This is a genomic window from Pseudomonas sp. NBRC 111132 (genome assembly GCF_001320565.1).
GTDB lineage: Bacteria > Pseudomonadota > Gammaproteobacteria > Pseudomonadales > Pseudomonadaceae > Aquipseudomonas > Aquipseudomonas putida_P.
Genome location: NZ_BCBI01000003.1, coordinates 1 through 16208, shown reverse-complemented (window position 1 = coordinate 16208; position 16208 = coordinate 1). Strand labels below are relative to the sequence as shown.

19 protein-coding genes are annotated in these 16208 nt (G+C 62.9%); 8 read left to right on the top strand and 11 right to left on the bottom strand.

Going from position 1 to position 16208, the window contains the following annotated elements; translation table 11 throughout:
• Positions 1–50: 50 nt before the first annotated feature.
• Together APH35_RS02140 and APH35_RS02135 are read right to left on the bottom strand one after the other, a co-directional pair.
• Positions 51–1337, bottom strand: coding sequence for a sensor histidine kinase (locus tag APH35_RS02140; protein WP_012271659.1), 1287 nt, complete (start codon positions 1335–1337; stop codon positions 51–53).
• Entirely contained in the window at positions 1334–2074 is a 741-nt protein-coding gene (locus APH35_RS02135) for a response regulator (protein WP_012271660.1), read from the bottom strand. The genes APH35_RS02140 and APH35_RS02135 overlap by 4 nt, the downstream gene beginning before the upstream one ends.
• A 221-nt stretch (positions 2075–2295) precedes the next feature.
• Here APH35_RS02135 and APH35_RS02130 point away from each other — a divergent pair, with 221 nt between their 5' ends.
• Both APH35_RS02130 and APH35_RS02125 read left to right on the top strand, forming a co-directional pair.
• Positions 2296–2571 (top strand): DUF2790 domain-containing protein, encoded by a 276-nt coding sequence (locus tag APH35_RS02130; protein ID WP_012271661.1) that lies wholly within the window; start codon positions 2296–2298, stop codon positions 2569–2571.
• Positions 2572–2581: 10 nt separating this feature from the next.
• Positions 2582–3097 (top strand): thioredoxin family protein, encoded by a 516-nt coding sequence (locus APH35_RS02125; protein WP_041166457.1) that lies wholly within the window; start codon positions 2582–2584, stop codon positions 3095–3097.
• A 17-nt stretch (positions 3098–3114) separates the two neighbouring features.
• On the opposite strand, the gene APH35_RS02120 is transcribed toward APH35_RS02125, so the two are convergent.
• Positions 3115–3879: a hypothetical protein gene (locus APH35_RS02120; RefSeq protein WP_012271663.1), complete on the bottom strand. Its 765-nt coding sequence runs from the start codon at positions 3877–3879 to the stop codon at positions 3115–3117.
• Positions 3880–3943: 64 nt separating this feature from the next.
• Complete coding sequence (locus APH35_RS02115) at positions 3944–5221, bottom strand: bifunctional O-acetylhomoserine aminocarboxypropyltransferase/cysteine synthase (RefSeq protein WP_012271664.1); 1278 nt, start codon at positions 5219–5221, stop codon at positions 3944–3946.
• 208 nt (positions 5222–5429) lie between these two features.
• Here APH35_RS02115 and APH35_RS28950 point away from each other — a divergent pair, with 208 nt between their 5' ends.
• On the top strand, positions 5430–5591 hold the full coding sequence (locus APH35_RS28950; protein WP_176729454.1) for a hypothetical protein: 162 nt from the start codon (positions 5430–5432) through the stop codon (positions 5589–5591).
• 22 nt (positions 5592–5613) lie between these two features.
• Here the strand turns inward: APH35_RS28950 and APH35_RS02110 are convergent, their stop codons facing one another.
• The 3 genes from APH35_RS02110 to APH35_RS02100 form a co-directional block, all read right to left on the bottom strand.
• Entirely contained in the window at positions 5614–6702 is a 1089-nt protein-coding gene (locus APH35_RS02110; RefSeq protein ID WP_060514131.1) for a hypothetical protein, read from the bottom strand.
• Positions 6703–6777: 75 nt separating this feature from the next.
• A complete protein-coding gene (locus tag APH35_RS02105; RefSeq protein WP_012271667.1) occupies positions 6778–7785 on the bottom strand; it encodes a 5'-nucleotidase in 1008 nt (335 codons plus the stop codon).
• A 58-nt stretch (positions 7786–7843) separates the two neighbouring features.
• Positions 7844–8089, bottom strand: coding sequence for a hypothetical protein (locus APH35_RS02100; protein ID WP_041166458.1), 246 nt, complete (start codon positions 8087–8089; stop codon positions 7844–7846).
• Between the two features lie 383 nt (positions 8090–8472).
• Here APH35_RS02100 and APH35_RS02095 point away from each other — a divergent pair, with 383 nt between their 5' ends.
• Complete coding sequence (locus tag APH35_RS02095; protein WP_060514130.1) at positions 8473–8958, top strand: hypothetical protein; 486 nt, start codon at positions 8473–8475, stop codon at positions 8956–8958.
• Positions 8959–9007: 49 nt separating this feature from the next.
• Here the strand turns inward: APH35_RS02095 and APH35_RS02090 are convergent, their stop codons facing one another.
• Both APH35_RS02090 and APH35_RS02085 read right to left on the bottom strand, forming a co-directional pair.
• Positions 9008–9499: a DUF1543 domain-containing protein gene (locus APH35_RS02090; RefSeq protein ID WP_012271670.1), complete on the bottom strand. Its 492-nt coding sequence runs from the start codon at positions 9497–9499 to the stop codon at positions 9008–9010.
• Between the two features lie 37 nt (positions 9500–9536).
• Positions 9537–10427 carry a LysR family transcriptional regulator gene (locus APH35_RS02085; RefSeq protein ID WP_012271671.1) on the bottom strand — a complete coding sequence of 297 codons (891 nt, stop codon included), beginning with the start codon at positions 10425–10427 and terminating at the stop codon, positions 9537–9539.
• Positions 10428–10521: 94 nt separating this feature from the next.
• Here APH35_RS02085 and APH35_RS02080 point away from each other — a divergent pair, with 94 nt between their 5' ends.
• Positions 10522–11697, top strand: a complete 1176-nt coding sequence (locus tag APH35_RS02080; protein WP_012271672.1) for an MFS transporter — start codon at positions 10522–10524, stop codon at positions 11695–11697.
• Positions 11698–11868: 171 nt separating this feature from the next.
• Here APH35_RS02080 and APH35_RS02075 read toward each other — a convergent pair whose 3' ends face one another.
• Complete coding sequence (locus APH35_RS02075) at positions 11869–12492, bottom strand: glutathione S-transferase family protein (protein ID WP_012271673.1); 624 nt, start codon at positions 12490–12492, stop codon at positions 11869–11871.
• Between the two features lie 275 nt (positions 12493–12767).
• Here APH35_RS02075 and APH35_RS02070 point away from each other — a divergent pair, with 275 nt between their 5' ends.
• The 3 genes from APH35_RS02070 (at position 12768) to APH35_RS02060 (ending at position 15487) form a co-directional block, all read left to right on the top strand.
• The gene (locus APH35_RS02070; protein ID WP_060492811.1) at positions 12768–13490 is read left to right on the top strand and encodes a hypothetical protein; all 723 of its coding nucleotides are present in this window, start codon (positions 12768–12770) and stop codon (positions 13488–13490) included.
• Positions 13491–13616: 126 nt separating this feature from the next.
• Positions 13617–14537: a LysR family transcriptional regulator gene (locus APH35_RS02065; protein ID WP_060514129.1), complete on the top strand. Its 921-nt coding sequence runs from the start codon at positions 13617–13619 to the stop codon at positions 14535–14537.
• A gap of 173 nt (positions 14538–14710) precedes the next feature.
• Entirely contained in the window at positions 14711–15487 is a 777-nt protein-coding gene (locus tag APH35_RS02060; protein WP_012271676.1) for an SDR family oxidoreductase, read from the top strand.
• 51 nt (positions 15488–15538) lie between these two features.
• Here the strand turns inward: APH35_RS02060 and APH35_RS02055 are convergent.
• Positions 15539–16208: cyclase family protein (locus tag APH35_RS02055; protein WP_060514128.1), on the bottom strand; the 670-nt coding region annotated here is incomplete at its 5' end.

The window sequence follows — 16208 nt, the reverse complement described above, 5'->3', positions numbered from 1 at the left end:
AGTGTGTCGGCGGTGCGGGGGTTGTGTATCGGATTGTAGGTGCGCGCCTTTCAGTTGAGCTCGATCCGTGCGCACAGCCCGCCACTTTCGCGGTTGCTTAGGGTCAGTCGCCCCCCCATGGCCTGGATCAGCTGGTGGGCAATGGCCAGCCCCAAACCGGTGCCACCCGTGCTGCGATTACGCGAACCCTCCACCCGGTAGAACGGCTTTAGCACTTCATCCAGTTCGCCACTGGGTATCCCAGGCCCGTTGTCGAGCACACGGATCACGGTCATGCCGCCCTCGCGGCACACTTCCAGTTCGGCAGCACCGGCAAACTTGAGCGCGTTATCCACCAGGTTCACCAGCACTCGGCGCAGGGCATGCGGGCGGGTTTCCAGCAGGCTGCCGGTGCTGCCGTGGCGCGCCACCTGGGCGCCGCTGTCCTGATAGTCGAATACCAGGCTGTCGAGGAAGGCATCAAGGTTGACCCTGCAAGGGGCTTCGGTGCTGGTATCCATGCTGCGGGCATACGCCACGCCTTCGCGCACCAGGTGCTCCATTTCGCCTAGGTCGCTCCACAACTTGTCCTTTTCCACCCCCTCGTCCATCACCTCGACGCGCAGCTTCATGCGGGTGATCGGCGTTTGCAGGTCGTGGGAAATGGCCGCCAGCAACTGCATGCGTTCCTTGAGGTGGGCAGCGATGCGCGCCTGCAGGGCGTTGAAGGCCACCGCCGCGTAGCGCACCTCGCGGGGGCCGCTTTCATCCAGTTGCACACCGGGGCGGTCCGGGTCGAGGTTGTCCACCGCCCGGGCCAGTCGGGTGAGCGGGCCGATGGCCAGGTGCACTGCCAGCCAGGTACACAGCAACAGCACAGCCAGCTGAATCAGCAGTACCACGGGTAGCCAGCGTGCCACCGGCACCGGCGACGGGGTCACGTCGATGGTCAGTGGCGCACCGTCGGCCAGGTTCAGGTGTGCCTGGAAGTGCGCATTCGGTCCGGGGATTTCCTGGAAGGTCAGGCGATAGTCGCTGCCAATGGCCTTGACGATCGACTCGGCGGCCATCGGCGGGTCGCTGCTGGTCATTGCTTCGCCTGTCTGGCCCTGGTCGAGGCGGTAGCGATAGGTGCGCCGTTCCAGGCGTGGCAGCCAGGCAGCACGTTCGGCTGCGGGAAGGCGGTCGAGGATGGCGACCGAAGTGGCCACGTCCTGCTCCAGGTTGTTGAGCATCATCGAGCGGCTACTGATATAGCGCTCGTAGGCCTGCAGGCCGAACGACAGGCCGTAGGCCAGCACCAGGCCGGTGAAGAAGATCAGTGCCAGGCGCGAGGCCAGGGTACGAGGCCATTTCATGACAGCGACTCGAGCAATTGCACCGGCAGCGAGAACACATAGCCCTCGCTGCGCACGGTCTTGATACAGCTGGGCTCGCGGGCATCGTCGCCCAGTCGTTGGCGCAGGCGGCTGACCAGCAAGTCGATGGAGCGGTCAAAGATGTCGGCCTCGCGGCCTTGGGTCAGGTTAAGCAGTTGTTCACGGCTGAGCACCCGCTGCGGGTGGTCGAGGAACACCCGCAACAGGCGGTATTCGGCGCCGCTCAGGGCCACCAGGGTACCTTCGCTGTCGAGCAGGTGGCGGGCGGTGGTGTCCAGGCGCCACTGGCCGAAAGCAAGCAGGCGGCTGCTTTCGCTGATGGTCAGGTTGGGCGGCAGCATGCGCGTGCGGCGTAGCACGGCGTTGATACGGGCGAGCAGTTCGCGGGCCGAGAACGGCTTGGTCAGGTAATCGTCGGCGCCCATTTCCAGGCCGATGATCCGGTCGGTTTCGTCGTTGCGGGCGGTCAGCATCAATACCGGGGTGTTGCGGTGCTTGCCGGCACGCAGTTCACGGCACAGCAGCAGGCCATCGTCGCCGGGCATCATGATGTCGAGCACGATCAGGTCGACGCTGTTGGCTTCGAGAAAGGCGCGCATCTGCCGGCCGTCGGCGACGATGCTGGTACGCAGGCCGTTCTTCTTCAGGTAGTTGCCGACCAGTTCGCGGATTTCGCGGTCGTCGTCGACGATCAGGATGTGATCGACGTGTTCCATGCGCTGCGTTCCTGTGCAAAGAGGGGATGGGCGCAGTGTACCGAGCGCGTTCGCGCTTGCCTGCGGGGGTTTGTATTGCAGTGTATCTGGCATGGGTACAGATACAGCAGAAAGCACATCACCGTGTTGGGCGACACATACGGGATACCTGGCAGGCGTGAAATGGCTCTCGACCGGGGAACAACACTCCCCACACCCAAGTGTTACTCAGGAGAGATGCCATGAACGTCAAGACTTTCGCCAGCGCCAGCCTGTTCGCCGTGCTCAGCTTCGGTGCCATCGCTGCCCAGGCCGCCGCTACCCCGATGCACGATGGCGGGGCCATGCAGTACCGCTACGGCGAGCACCTGGATGTGAAGAAAGTGCTGTCGGTGCAGGATGATCAGAGCAATGCCTGTGGGCTGGTGAACACCCGCATGGACTACCTTGACTCCCATGGTCAGCCGCAGAGCGTGCAGTACCGTACCTACGCCACCGGCGGTTGCCATGACAATTGATCGCCGCCTGATGTTGAAGGTGGGTGGTGTTGCCCTGGCGCTGACGGGGCTGGGCCTGGCCGGGCACCTGATGGCACGCGACAGCTACGGCGCCATGCCGTCGCTGTCGGGCGCCAGCCAGTGGATCAACTCGGTGCCACTGGATGGCCCGGCGCTCAAGGGTAAGGTAGTGCTGGTGGATTTCTGGACCTGGGACTGCATCAACTGCCAGCGCAGCCTGCCGCATGTCAACGAATGGGCGCGGCGCTATGCCGACCAGGGGCTGGTGGTGGTTGGGGTGCACACGCCAGAGTACGACTACGAGCATGATGTCGCCACCTTGCGGGGCAAGGTGGCCAGCCTGGGGATTGCCTACCCGGTGGCGGTGGATAACGACTACAACGTGTGGAATGCCTGGGGCAACCAGTTCTGGCCGGCCCATTACTTTGTCGACCGCAAGGGGCAGGTGCGCCATGTGCACTTTGGCGAAGGGGATTATGGCGGGCAGGAACAGGTGATACAGGCTTTGCTGGATGAAAAAGGGTGATCGGCCTGCATGGCCAGTCAGCGCCGCCGCAGCACAGTGGCCAACCCGACAGTCAGCACCACGGCGCAGAGCATGGCCAGGCTGATCGTGATGGCCATGCCCAAGGTTTCGAGCAGCCCCGCCAACACCAGATAAAACGCAATGACCCCCACTGCGCCGATCGCATTGCCCCGCACCATCGCCGCCATTGCGGCCCGCCCGCCCTGCACATGGGCGAACACCACCAGCGGCCAGGCAATCACCGGGATCGGCGCCAGCATGCCGCTGGTCGCCGGGCCCAGCCAACTGGCCAGGCGGGTGATGACCATCAGCAGGCAAGTGGCAGACACCATGCGCAGGGGGATCTCCCAGTAGCGGTGCCGGGGGCGGGCCAGGGTATCCGGCGTGGGCTCGCGGCCGCTGGCGTCGATCAACACGCAGATCAGCGCCAGCGCCACGGCAATCGACAGGTACAGGCTGCCCCAGTGGGTAAACGCATAGGCGGCCAGGCCATAGCACAGCAACGCCAGCAGGACGGACGCAGCGATGCCGAGGCGGCGGGTGGCCAACAAATAGAAGGTGTAGGTGGTCTGCACCGCTGCCAGGCCACCCAGTGCACCGGGTATCGCCCCCAAGGCAAAGGCCGGGCCCTGTTCCAGGCAGAGAAAGGTGATCACCAACGCCGAGGTGATCGGCAGGCCGGACAGCAGCCCACCCAGCAGGCCGCCCCAGCGCCGGGAAGCAAGCGAGATGGCCCACATCAACAAAGGAGTGACCGTCAGTTTCAGGTAAAACAGGGTCATTGCGGGTGTATCCAGGCTAATTGAAGGCGCGCCCGCCGTCGGCATTGGGTGGGGCGCGGATGCGTCAGGCGCGGCTGGCCTCCAGGGCCTGGGCCAGGTCGGCGATGATGTCGTCGCTGTGCTCGATGCCGATCGACAGGCGCACCATGTCCCGTGGCACGCCGGCCTTCTCCAGCTCCTCGTCGTTGAGCTGGCGGTGGGTGGTGGAGGCGGGGTGGCAGGCCAGAGACTTGGCGTCGCCGATGTTCACCAGGCGCACCACCAACTGCAGCGCATCGATGAAGCGTGCGCCGGCCGCCTGCCCGCCCTTGATGCCGAACGACAGGATTGATGCCGGTTTGCCGCCGGTATAGCGCCGGGCCAGTTCATGCTCGGGGTGGTCGGGTAGCCCGGCGTATTTCACCCAGGCCACCTGTTCGTGGGCCTGAAGGTACTGGGCGACCTTCAGCGCATTTTCGGTGTGGCGTTCCATGCGCAGGGCCAGGGTTTCCAGGCCTTGCAGGATCAGGAAGGCGTTGAACGGTGACAGCGCGGCGCCCGTGTTGCGCAACGGCACCACGCGGCAGCGGCCGATGAAAGCGGCAGGGCCGAAGGCTTCGGTGTAGGTGACGCCGTGGTAGGACGGATCGGGGGTGTTGAGCAAGGCGAACCGTTCTTTGTTGTCGGCCCAGGGGAACTTGCCAGCGTCGATGACGATGCCGCCGATACTGGTGCCGTGGCCGCCAATGTACTTGGTCAGCGAGTGCACGACGATGTCCGCGCCGTGCTCGAACGGTCGGCACAGGACTGGGGTGGCCACGGTGTTGTCGACGATCAGCGGCACACCGTGACGGTGGGCGGCCTCGGCCAGCGCGGCAATATCGACAATGTTGCCAGCGGGGTTGCCAATGGACTCGCAGAACACCGCCTTGGTGCGTGCGTCGATCAACGCTTCGAGGGCGGCGATGTCGTCATGGGCGGCGAAACGGGTGTGGATGCCCATGCGTGGCAGGGTGTGGGCCAGCAGGTTGTAGGTACCGCCGTACAGCTTGGCCACCGAGACGATATTGTCACCGGCTTCGGCGACGGTCTGGATGGCGTAGGTGATGGCCGCCATACCCGACGCCACCGCCAGCGCGCCCACCCCGCCTTCGAGGGCAGCCATGCGCTGCTCCAGCACATCGTTGGTCGGGTTCATGATGCGCGAGTAGATATTGCCGGCCACCTTCAGGTCGAACAGGTCGGCGCCGTGCTGGGTGTCGTCGAAGGCGAAGGAGGTGGTCTGGTAGATCGGTACGGCCACCGCCCGGGTGGTCGGGTCGGGGCTGAAGCCCGCATGGATGGCAAGCGTTTCCAGCTTCATGCAATCGTTCCTTGAGCGTGGGTGGAAGCGTTCGAGCATGCGTCGGCGGGCGGGCGTGGGTCAAGGACGTCGTGGTTGTGCCCGTGCGCCTGCGCCGACTGTAAAGATAGGCAAAGTTTCCCCGGGCCATCATGCCGCCGCTCTAGAATCCGCCCGCTGCCAAGCCGGCCAACGGCGGGCAGCGGATCTAGCCTAGTGGAGCGTTGCTATGAAGTTGAAACACCTTTTCCGCGCAGCCCTGGTGGCGGCGCTGGTATCCGCCTTGTCGGGTTGCTGGATGTTCATGCCGCCGGGTGGTGGTGGGGGGCATGGTGGTGGCCACGGCGGTGGCGGTGGCTTTGGCGGCCACCAAGGCGGCGGCCCACGCTAAGCTGCCCCCCTGCACAGAGCGGTCAATTATTGCTGTGCGCTGCCACCGCGTTGGCCAGCAGCTTGAAAACCTTCAGTGGGCTCATTTCGATGGGCTGGTCGGCCGGCTGCGCATTCGGCGTTACCCACGCCTCGTCAGAGTGTGAGTACACCGAGCTGTAGTGCATATCGTCCAGGCTTACCCCGGGGGCGCTCCAGGACAGCATCAGGGCGAGCAGCAGATGCTCTCGCAGCCCTGCGCGTGGTACGTGGTCGGCCGACTTGGCGAGCGCAGCGAACATCCTGTGCAGAAATGCCCCCAAGTGCTCTACTTCTTCAGGTGTAGCCCGTGCTGCACTGCCACGGTACAGCGAGACGTGGCAGATCGACTTGTCGCTGACCTCCTCGGGTAGCGGAACCAGGATATCGGTCGGCATCTCCGGTATTTCGAAGCTGAGCAAATGGTCGAATCGATCGTCGCGCTCAGGCGTACGGTAGTAATCGAAGTACTGAGGCATGAAGCCATGTTCCCTGGCGGTGGTCAATGTGACGTCGATGATGAAACCCAGGCGTTGCAGACCCTCAAGCATGTAACGGATGCCTTCGTCGAGCACTTCGCGATAATTGCGGTTGCGCTCACCTTGAGCGTTGAAAATGTGCCCTTCGACATCCCGCACATCAGCCAGCAAGTTGCGCAATACGTCACGCCGGCCTGCATAGAAATACTGCCAGGCGTGCTCCCAACGCACCTGTTCGATGTCCACGGCAGGTTGAACGTGAGTGGGTAGCGCCGATTGTTTGGCCTGCAGCGCGTTGATCTGTTTCTTCAGTTCTTCAACCTGTGCTGTCAGTGCCCTTTCCTGGGTCGACAGGCCTTCACGCATGCCCAGGCGCAGTGTGTCGATACGCGTCTGCCCTGCAACTGCGTACTCGAAGCGTGCCACTGCTGGCCGATAGTCTCCCAACACATGTTCGCACCAGCGTGCGAAGGTCGCGTGCTCGCCATTCGCCTTGGGCAAGCGTTTGCTTAACTTGTTCAGTGTGCTGTCGTCGAATTCGCTGCAATCAAGCAAGACGTCGTAGCGTTTCAGGATGTTCAACTGAACCTGTTGAACGAGGGCGTCGCGATCCATGCCTAGGGGCTCCGTGGCGGTAGAGAGGGCTGCGCAGCACAGCACGGGCAGTTTACGTTGCCGGTAAATTGATGGCTACTGGCTATCGTGCTGTAGGTGTTCAGCTTGCACCGTTTCGGCGGGTGGCACGGCAGCCTGGGAACGCTGCAGCGTAGCGTTCTTGTTCGCCACGCCGAACGGCACATGCACCATCGGCAGATTCCCCGCTGGCGATTGCAAATGCGTGCGCTGGTCGTCGAAGAACACATGCGGTTTGAGGATCGACAGCACCCTGGGTTTCTCCATCCCACCCAGAAAGAAGCACTCATCTGGCGACACGCCCCAATCCTTCAAGGTGGTCACCACCCGCTCATGGGAAGGTGCATTGCGCGCCGTGACGATGGCAATGCGCAAAATTCGCTTGTACGTCGGGTCCTCGGCCAGCTTGCGATCTTCGAGCATGCGTATCAGCGAAAGCTTGCGGTACAGGTCCGCCAACGGCCCAGGCGAATGCGGGGTGCCCTTGTGCACGCGCTCATGTTCCTGAAAGTCGTCCAGGTTGTCGTTGCGCTTGTACACGCTCTCGGCCTCGTCGTCGGCGATCACGCCATCGAAGTCGAAGGCCACTCGCAGCTCTGTGTCGATTTCATCGTCGTAGATGCGTGTAGGCAGCACGCGCCCGGCCGGGTAGTTGGCGTCGATGGCTTTTTGCACGTCTTCCTCATTGGCACTGAGGAACAGCGAGGCATTGAATGCCGGGATGTATTCGTAAGGCGAGCGGCCCGACATGAACGCCGCGCGGGTGATGTCCAGCTGATAATGGTTGATCGAGCGAAACACCCGCAGGCCGGTTTCGGGCGAGTTGCGCGAGAGCAGTACCACCTCCACTGGCAATTGCTCGGGGAAGGCTTGATTGATGCTCAGGAAGCGGCGAATGAAAGGGAACGCCACACCTCGGGGAAACGGCTCGTCCAGGTTTTGCTCCTGGTGTTGGCGATAGGCCTCGACACCTTCGGACTTGTAGATGTCGTCCGAGACAGTGAGGTCGAACAGCGCACTCGAGGCAACGCCGATGACCAGTTTTTCTTCAATAGGGTAGGGCATGAGTTGCTCCTGCAAGTGGCCTGAAAGCGAGTGTACGCGCACGCTGCGTCGAAAGCCCTCAGGCCTCCGGCGCCAGCCCGAGCAGTACTTGAATCTGGTGTTGCAGCTGGCTCACATGTTCGCGCTCCGTGCGCAGAGCCGCGTGCAGCGTGCTGTTCTCCTGCCTGTGGATACGTGCGGTGTGTTCCAGTTCACGGTCGCTTTGCAGCAGGCTCCATATCTCGCCTTGGCGGACAAGTTGGAGACACACCAGCAGCAGAGTAATGCCGCAGACACCCAGCAGGGCGATTTCGATTGCTTCCATGTAACGTTCCTCGGGAGTGATCATCAGCTGGTAAGCAAAAAGATATGTCGCCAATAATTACATGTCGATAGTGATGACTTATACAGGTAAGAGAATGGTGCAGGTTCAGCGGGACTCGCCCTGGCGCGTCATGACGCAGCGGCAGGCAATTTGATATCACTCAGTGCAAGCGATGCCACGGTGGACAAGGCTTTGCCAGCATTGAGGGTGCCGTGAGCAGACGGTGCACGCCTTCACCAAGATGTGACTGGCTACTTTACATATCTGGCTTGGTCAGCCTTGTCAGATACCTGGCCAATTTCTCAATTCCATAACTCATCAGTGGATCCGGTGATGCCATTTTGATAGCTTCCCCCGCTTTATCGCAGTATCCGGATAGATTGATGAACCAGCCACACGAACACAGCACTCTGACGCCTTCCAGCGAGGCGGATGTGGACAGGGTGATCGAGAACACTATTGAGGCAGACGCTTTGACCCGGCAGGCCACCGAGCAAGGCGCGTTGCTGGCCAGTATCGAGGTGCTGAACAAGAAGCTGGTGGCAAGTACCCTGGCCCGGGTGCAGAAGGAAGGGGCGATTCGCAAGAGCCTTGAGCAGCATCAGCAGCAACTGGCAGCCAGCAACCTGGCCCGGGAAGGCCTGTCCACCACAATGACCACTGCGTTGAAGAAGCTCGCACTGGCAACCAGCGCTCAGGCAGACCGTGTGGACAGCGTGGAGTCACGGCTAGCAAGCCTGGCTGAGCGTCAATGTGAATGCGAACAGCAGTCAGCGCCTGGATGGCCAGCGTATCTGGAACGGCACGCCGTGTCGTTGCTGGCCTTGGCCGTGGCGGTCTTTACGCTGGGGCTGCACCTGCTCGGTTAACGCGGACCGGCATCGCGCAGGGTGGCTTGGCCCTGGCGTTCTATTGCCGTCAGATCAGGATGTAGTCGCTGCGTACCACCAGCGGCTCATGCGGCCCTTCGACCAGGTGCACAAACTGCCCGTCCACCTGATCGATCGCCAGGCAGTCATCGACATCGAGCAGGGCATCGGTGTGCGGCTTCAGCCAATGCGCTTGCATCCGCTGCTTGCCCAGGGCCTTGGCTGCAGCCTTGTTGTGGGCGGCAACCAGCAGGAAGCGGTGCGCCTCGCCGAACACATCGCGTTCATACCCGCCGAGGTTGATGAAATACAGGCGCAGAGCGCCGCGTGCGGGTGAGCCCGGGCGCAGTTCAATGCGCTGGCCGTCTACGCCGTGCACTTCCAACCACGAATCGATGTGCAAGCCTTGCGGGCTACCGAACCACGCCTTGCGCAGCTGCGGGTAGGCCTGTTCGAAGGTATCGGCCTGGGCGAATACCACGTCGTGGACTTCAATCTTGGCGCCGGGGTGGCGGCCTCCGAGCATGACGACGTAAAGCATGGGCGATCCTTTGCAGGGTTGATGTAAGCGTGCGGCATTAGGACAGGTGCTGTATCAGAAAGTCCACAAAAACCCGCACTCGCGCGGGCATCGCCGGGCCACCGACGAACACTGCATGGATCGGCTCGCGGTCGTCAGGGTTGTATGCCTCGAGCAACGGCACCAGCCGCCCGCTGGCCAGGTCATCGACCACGGTGAAGGTGCCGATCCGCGCGATGCCGGCACCCAGCCTGGCCAGTTGCGCCAAGGCTTCACCGCTGCTGCATTCGATATTTCCCGCCACCCTCAACGAGAACGTTTGCCCGTCGCGACGAAACGGCCAGTCGGGGGCGGCGCGGCGGAAGTTGAAGCGCAGGCAGTTGTGCCGGGCCAGGTCTTCAGGCTCAAGCGGGGTGCCGCAGCGTTGCAGGTAGTCAGGTGAGGCAACTACCACCTGGCCGGTTTCGCCAATGGTACGGGCGCTCAACGAGCTGTCCGGAAGGTGCCCGAAACGCAGCGCCACGTCGGCCTGGCCGCCGAGAATGTCGGCTACCTCGTCGCTGAGGGTCAGGTCGACCAGCACCTGCGGGTAGCGCGCGCTGAAGGCTGCCAATAGCGGCACGACGGTCAGCCGGGCATGGCCCAGCGCAGCGCTGACCCGCAAGCGCCCGCGTGGCACGCCCTGGTCAGTGATGGCCTCTTCGACTTCGAGCATGTCCGCCAGCACCCGCCGCGCGCCGCGCAAGTACGCCTCACCCTCGGGGGTGAGGGTGATCGCCCGGGTGGTGCGCAGCAGCAGGCGAGTGCCCAGGCGCTGTTCGGTGCGGGCGAGGATGCGGCTGACCGCGGAAGGCGTCAGGTTCAGTGCCCGCGCGGCAGCCGATAGGCTGCCCTCGTGTGCCACCCTGGCAAAAACCTCCATCTCTCCAGATCTGCCACTGAAGTCCATTTGTGCCTCACAAGCAAAGGTGGTTCGCAAAAAAGCAGTCTAGTGCGACTTTGAAACAGATCGTAGCATTCGCGGCATAGATAAGGAGCTTGCCATGCGTATCAATCCACCTCTCGTCGCACTCGCCATCGGTGCCTTTGGCATCGGTGTCACGGAGTTCGCCCCCATGGGCATGTTGCCCAGTATCGCCACCGACCTTGGTGTTTCCATTCCTGCTGCCGGGCTGCTGGTCAGTGCCTATGCCATTGGCGTGCTGATCGGCGCGCCTTTGATGACCCTGGCCACGGTGAAGATCCCACGGCGTTACCTGTTGATCGGGCTGATGGCCATTTTCACCCTGGGTAATTTGATGTCGGCCCTGGCCAGTGACTACGCCAGCTTGCTGGTGGCCCGCGTGGTCACCTCGCTCAACCACGGTGCTTTCTTCGGCATCGGCTCGATCGTCGCGGCCAGCGTGGTGCCGCCCGAGAAGCGCGCTGGGGCCGTGGCAGCCATGTTCATGGGCTTGACCCTGGCTACCATCGGCGGAGTGCCGTTGGCGACCTGGTTTGGTGAAATGCTGGGCTGGCGCACGGCGTTCTGGGGTATAGCCGGGCTTGGCCTGGTGGCGATGACCACGCTCTGGTACGCGCTGCCCAATGTGGCCGCGCCCAAGGGGGATGGGGCCCTGGCCGAAATCCGCGTGCTAGGCCGTGGGCCGGTGCTGGCGGCGTTGTTGCTGACCGTGGTGGGTTCCAGTGCGATGTTCACGGTGTTCACCTACATTGCGCCGATCCTGCAAAGCGAAGCGGCGGCGTCCACCACCTTCGTGACGGCCATGCTGGTGTTGTTCGGTGTCGGCCTGACCCTGGGCAACGTGTGGGGCGGCAAGGCGGCGGATCGCTCGATCGATCGCACGTTGATCCTGTCGTTGGCCGTTTTGATTGCCGTGTTGCTGGTGTTCCCGCTGGTGCTGGACTGGCCGCTGCCGACGGCTCTGGCGATCCTGGTCTGGGGAGCAGCGAGCTTTGCCCTGGTTCCACCCCTGCAGATGCGGGTGATGGAAGCGGCCAAAGATGCGCCCAACCTGGCATCGGCAGTCAACATTGGCGCGTTCAACCTGGGTAACGCGATTGGCGCGGCACTGGGTGGCGCGGTGATCAATGCGGGGCTGGGTTACCCGGCGATTTCCCTGGCGGGCGCGGCGATGGCGGCGTTGGGGTTGGTGATGGTGCTGCTGTTTGCCTGGCGTGGGCGAGTAGTGGCTGCAGCGGGGCAGGTGGCGCTGTAGCACGCTGAGTTCGCGCCCCTACCGCGACACAAGGTCGCTTCCACAAGTGCAGCGCAAGCTCCAGGTGCTGCGCGGTCTCTGTGGAAGCGGCCTTGTGTCGCGATGGGCTGCAAAGCAGCTACCGCCCCTGTACACACCCACCCCGCCCGCCGATAAAAGTCGTTGTTGGCGTTACGGCGTACCATTGCGGCCATGCAGGTGATAGGCCGGGCGCTCGCTCAGGCGTTCGTAGTAGTCGCGCACTGCCGGCAAGTGCGGGTGCTCGAATGGCGTTTCGAACCAGCGATTGACCGACAGGCCGATAGGGATGTCGGCCAGAGTGAACTGGCTGCCGGCCACATAGGCACCGGTGCCGGCCAGCTGACGGTCGAGGATGTGCATGTAACGCGACCACTCCGCGCAACCGGCCGCAAGCGCCTGTGGGTCTTGGTGGGCGGGTGAATGCCTGACCAGCGACATGAACGCGTAGCTCCACGAACGGTTCAGGTCCGAGGCCTGCCAGTCGATCCACTGGTCGATCCGGGCCCGCGCCTGCGCTTCGCTTGGATAGAACGCGGTGGCGCCGTAGCGGTTGGCCAGGTAGCGGATGATGCTGTTGGACTCCCACAGCGTAAAGTCGCCATCCTGGATCACCGGGACCATGGCATTGGGGTTCAGTGCCAGGAACTCGGCGTTGTCGGTGGGCTGAAAGCCTGACCCCCAATCCTCACGCTCGAACGCGACCTCGAACTCGGCACAGGCCCACAAAACTTTCCGCACGTTGATGGAAGAGGCTCTGCCCAGTATCCGTAGCATGGTGTTCGTCCTTGTGTAGGGGAGGTTGATCGTCCGCCACTGCCGTGCAGTGGTCAAGGGGCCGAACAGCGACGGAACCGCCCTTCGTAATGTTCTTGTAGTCCATTTCCGAAAGTAACCCTTTTCACCCCCTTGGCTATTGTGGAGGTAGCCGGAGCACCCTAGTCTCCGCACGCCCGCAACCCACCAAGCCCGGTCAGGCTTGCCTGGGGGGCGTGAAGTTGGCACCCTTGGGCGGTTTTGAACGTCTGTAACACGACAGAAGGAAGTATGCATTGAGCTGGGACAAGGTGGGGAAGCTTCTCGTCGCCGTGCTGATTGGCCTGGTGGTCCTGTTGGCCGCCTACGCGTTGCTCAGGGGCAACCCGCGCTTGGAGGCGTCACTGACCTATGCCTACCTCACTTACCCCAGCCAGTTCAGCGAGCGTATCAGCAAGGCCAGCGAACAGCTCAAGTACGAACAATTGCAGGGGCGCATCAACAACATCGAACAGGGCGAACTGAGCCATGACCAGGTCGAGCGGCTGATCGAAATGGCTCAGGCACCGTATGCCCAACTGTTCGCCAAGCCGTTCGAAGCCGGGCTGGTCGACCACCGCACCGGCTTGCTCATCGAGCTGCGCAACAGTGGTGACGCGCAGGTACGCCAGGTGAAAATCCGCCTGCCAGCCAAGGGCCTGGTGCAGGTGCGCGATGCTGCCGGCAACGACACGCTGCTGGAAACCGCAACCGCCCAGGTGGAGATCCCGGCCATAGAGCCAGGCGGTACGTGCAAGGTGTGGGTGTATTTCGACGCAGACTATTCACAGATCCGCCAGGGCGGGGTCAGCATCAGCCACGCCAACGGTGCCGCCAATGTGCAGGTGTACCACGAGGTCATCGGCTTCCCGGCCTTGGTGGCCCGCTACAGCCGCGAGCTGATGGTGTTGCTGGGGGCGCTGGCGGCCACCGTGCTGGGGTTGGGCTACGCCTGCCTGGCACGACGTACTACGCGGTAAGCGCCTGCAGAAAAATGCGGGCATGCGTGTGCTGCAATCAAAGGTTATTTGCTGCAAACGCAACGCTGCCCCATTGACCACCCTTTATAGTGCTCGGCATTACAAGAGCCATGCCGAGCCTGCCTGATGATCCCTTCCCTGGACTCCATTTTTTCTCGCCTGCGCCTACGCCAGTTGCGTCTGTTGATCGAGCTGGACCGTTGCGGTTCGCTGCACAAGGCGGCCGAAGCCATGGCCATCTCCCAACCCGGTGCCACAAAGGCCTTGCGCGAGGTGGAAGAAGTGCTGGGCGTACCGTTGTTCCAGCGCTTGCCTAGTGGTTTGGTGGCCAACGATGTGGGCCGTTGCGTGGTGCGCTATGCGCGGCTGATTCATAGCGACCTGGGGCATTTGCGCGAAGAAGTGCTGGGCATCGTACAAGGCCAGGGTGGGCGGCTGGCGGTGGGCTGCATCATGGGCGCTATGCCGGCGCTGGTCAGCGCCTTGGGGCGCTTGCGCCGCAAACAGCCACAGTTGGCCGTGGAGATCGCCGAGAACACCAGCGCCAATCTGCTCGCTCAGCTGGATGAGGGGCGGCTCGACCTGGCCATCTGTCGACCGGGCCTGGGCCGTAACGCTGCGGAATATGCCTTTGTCGAACTGGCTCATGAGCCACTGGCGGTGGTCGCGCACCCACAACACCCACTGGCTGGGGCGATGGCCCTGGAGATCGGCGAGCTGAGCCAGTACCGTTGGGTTGTCTACCCGGCCAACATGCCCATGCGCCAGGCGCTGGAGCGCGAGTTGAGCGAGGCCGGAGTGCAAGTGCCACGCTATCCGCTGGAAACCTTCTCCACCTTCGCCATCTTCATGCTGCTGGAAGATGATCCGAGCCTGGTGGCGGTCATCCCCAGTGCAGTGGCGGCCTTCGCCGAACAGCGTGGGTTGCTGGTGTCGCTGGCGGTGCAGCTGCGGGCGTTGAGCGAGCCGTTCGGCATCGTGCACCGGGTAGCGGCGCCATTGTCGCCAGCGGCGCGGTTGCTGGTAGAGGAGTTGGTAGCTGGTTGACGCGCCACAGTGCCTATCCACCCCCGACCCGTTGTTGCAGCGCTGGTGGGGATAAGCAATGGTTATTGGTAGATCAGCTCTTTTCATTATCGGTGGCCGTGACCGGCGTTCTAGATTGTACCGGCACGGCCTGCCTGCAACCCTGTAACTGCATTACATCTAGGAGCAACCCAATGGATCTAGGTATTACCGGCCGCTGGGCCATCGTCTGCGCGGCCAGCCAGGGCCTGGGCAAAGGCTGCGCCGAGGCGCTTGGCAAAGAGGGCGTCAACCTGGTCATCAATGCCCGTACCGACGCCACCTTGCAGCAGACCGCCAATGAGTTGCGCGCGGCTAATCCGGGCATCGAGGTGCGTACCGTAGCCGGTGATGTAGCCGATGCCGAGGTACGTCAGGCGCTGCTGGCGGCCTGCCCGCAGGTCGATATTCTGGTCAACAACGCCGGTGGCCCGCCACCGGGGGACTTCCGTGACTGGGGGCGTGAAGACTGGCTGAAGGCGTTGGACGCCAACATGCTCACCCCCATCGAGCTGATCAAAGCGGTGGTCGATGGCATGGCCGAGCGGGGGTTCGGCCGGGTGGTGAATATCACTTCAGGCGCAGTGAAGGCACCGATCGACATACTGGGCCTGTCCAATGGCGCCCGCAGTGGCCTGACCGGCTTCATCGCCGGACTGGCCCGGCAGCAGCGCCTGGCGGGCAGCAACGTGACGCTGAACAACCTGCTGCCCGGGGCGTTCGACACGGCGCGTCTGCAAAAGACGTTGAAGGCGGCAGGCGGTGATGTGCAAGCCACTGCCCAGGCGCGGCGCAAGGCCATTCCGGCGGCACGCTTTGGTGATGCCGGGGAGTTCGGTGCTTATTGCGCGTTTCTGTGCAGCGCGCAGGCCGGATACATCACCGGGCAGAACCTGCTGATTGATGGCGGGGCGTATCCGGGTACGTTCTGAAAGCTGGGGCTGTAAAGCAGCCCCAATATTCAGATTGAATCAGCCCGGTGATCAGTGAATCGCCACCGGGTTGATATTGACTTGAGTCGAGCCCTTGTACAGCGGCTGGCCCAGCACGAACAGGAACTCGAACGCCTTGTCTTTCACCAGCGCGCGCGTGTCGATCAATTCCAGGTTGTAAATGCCACGCTTGGCCAGCATGAATTGGTTGACCGGGAACTCTTCACCGGTCGGGTTGGGGTATACCTCGGAGGCCCAGGTATCGCCACCGAAGGCGACGATGCCCTGATCCGCCAGCCATTCGGCAGCCGGTAGGTCGATGCCTGGCTCGGTGGCGAGGAACTGCTGGTTATCCTTGCCGACCAACTCCAGCCAGCCGGTGTTGAACAGCACCACATCACCCTTGCGCAGGGTAATGCCTTCTTTCTTCAGCACCGCCTTGATGTCTGCGACGGTAAACGCGGTGCCACCCGGTACGATGGCCTTGCCGAAGTAGGCCGTCATGTCCAGCACCACACCACGCGTGACCATGGGCGGTACTTTCTCCACGCCGAGCTTGGTCACGCCTTCGACGGTGACGAAATCCGCAGCCTTGTTGCCGTTGTAGTAGACGTTGTCGATGCCGATATGACCGATGCCGTTGAGCTGGGTGCCAACGCCGGTCCAGCCGTTGACCAGTTCATCGTTGAAGCTGAACTTGTTGCGGCCGAGGGTCTGGCCG

What these genes read in the sequence shown, in the direction of transcription:
- APH35_RS02140 (WP_012271659.1), bottom strand. Translation starts at nt 1,337, where the DNA reads ATGAAATGGCCTCGTACCCTGGCCTCGCGCCTGGCACTGATCTTCTTC.
- APH35_RS02135 (WP_012271660.1), bottom strand. Translation starts at nt 2,074, where the DNA reads ATGGAACACGTCGATCACATCCTGATCGTCGACGACGACCGCGAAATC.
- APH35_RS02130 (WP_012271661.1), top strand. Translation starts at nt 2,296, where the DNA reads ATGAACGTCAAGACTTTCGCCAGCGCCAGCCTGTTCGCCGTGCTCAGC.
- APH35_RS02125 (WP_041166457.1), top strand. Translation starts at nt 2,582, where the DNA reads ATGTTGAAGGTGGGTGGTGTTGCCCTGGCGCTGACGGGGCTGGGCCTG.
- APH35_RS02120 (WP_012271663.1), bottom strand. Translation starts at nt 3,879, where the DNA reads ATGACCCTGTTTTACCTGAAACTGACGGTCACTCCTTTGTTGATGTGG.
- APH35_RS02115 (WP_012271664.1), bottom strand. Translation starts at nt 5,221, where the DNA reads ATGAAGCTGGAAACGCTTGCCATCCATGCGGGCTTCAGCCCCGACCCG.
- APH35_RS28950 (WP_176729454.1), top strand. Translation starts at nt 5,430, where the DNA reads ATGAAGTTGAAACACCTTTTCCGCGCAGCCCTGGTGGCGGCGCTGGTA.
- APH35_RS02110 (WP_060514131.1), bottom strand. Translation starts at nt 6,702, where the DNA reads ATGGATCGCGACGCCCTCGTTCAACAGGTTCAGTTGAACATCCTGAAA.
- APH35_RS02105 (WP_012271667.1), bottom strand. Translation starts at nt 7,785, where the DNA reads ATGCCCTACCCTATTGAAGAAAAACTGGTCATCGGCGTTGCCTCGAGT.
- APH35_RS02100 (WP_041166458.1), bottom strand. Translation starts at nt 8,089, where the DNA reads ATGGAAGCAATCGAAATCGCCCTGCTGGGTGTCTGCGGCATTACTCTG.
- APH35_RS02095 (WP_060514130.1), top strand. Translation starts at nt 8,473, where the DNA reads ATGAACCAGCCACACGAACACAGCACTCTGACGCCTTCCAGCGAGGCG.
- APH35_RS02090 (WP_012271670.1), bottom strand. Translation starts at nt 9,499, where the DNA reads ATGCTTTACGTCGTCATGCTCGGAGGCCGCCACCCCGGCGCCAAGATT.
- APH35_RS02085 (WP_012271671.1), bottom strand. Translation starts at nt 10,427, where the DNA reads ATGGACTTCAGTGGCAGATCTGGAGAGATGGAGGTTTTTGCCAGGGTG.
- APH35_RS02080 (WP_012271672.1), top strand. Translation starts at nt 10,522, where the DNA reads ATGCGTATCAATCCACCTCTCGTCGCACTCGCCATCGGTGCCTTTGGC.
- APH35_RS02075 (WP_012271673.1), bottom strand. Translation starts at nt 12,492, where the DNA reads ATGCTACGGATACTGGGCAGAGCCTCTTCCATCAACGTGCGGAAAGTT.
- APH35_RS02065 (WP_060514129.1), top strand. Translation starts at nt 13,617, where the DNA reads ATGATCCCTTCCCTGGACTCCATTTTTTCTCGCCTGCGCCTACGCCAG.
- APH35_RS02060 (WP_012271676.1), top strand. Translation starts at nt 14,711, where the DNA reads ATGGATCTAGGTATTACCGGCCGCTGGGCCATCGTCTGCGCGGCCAGC.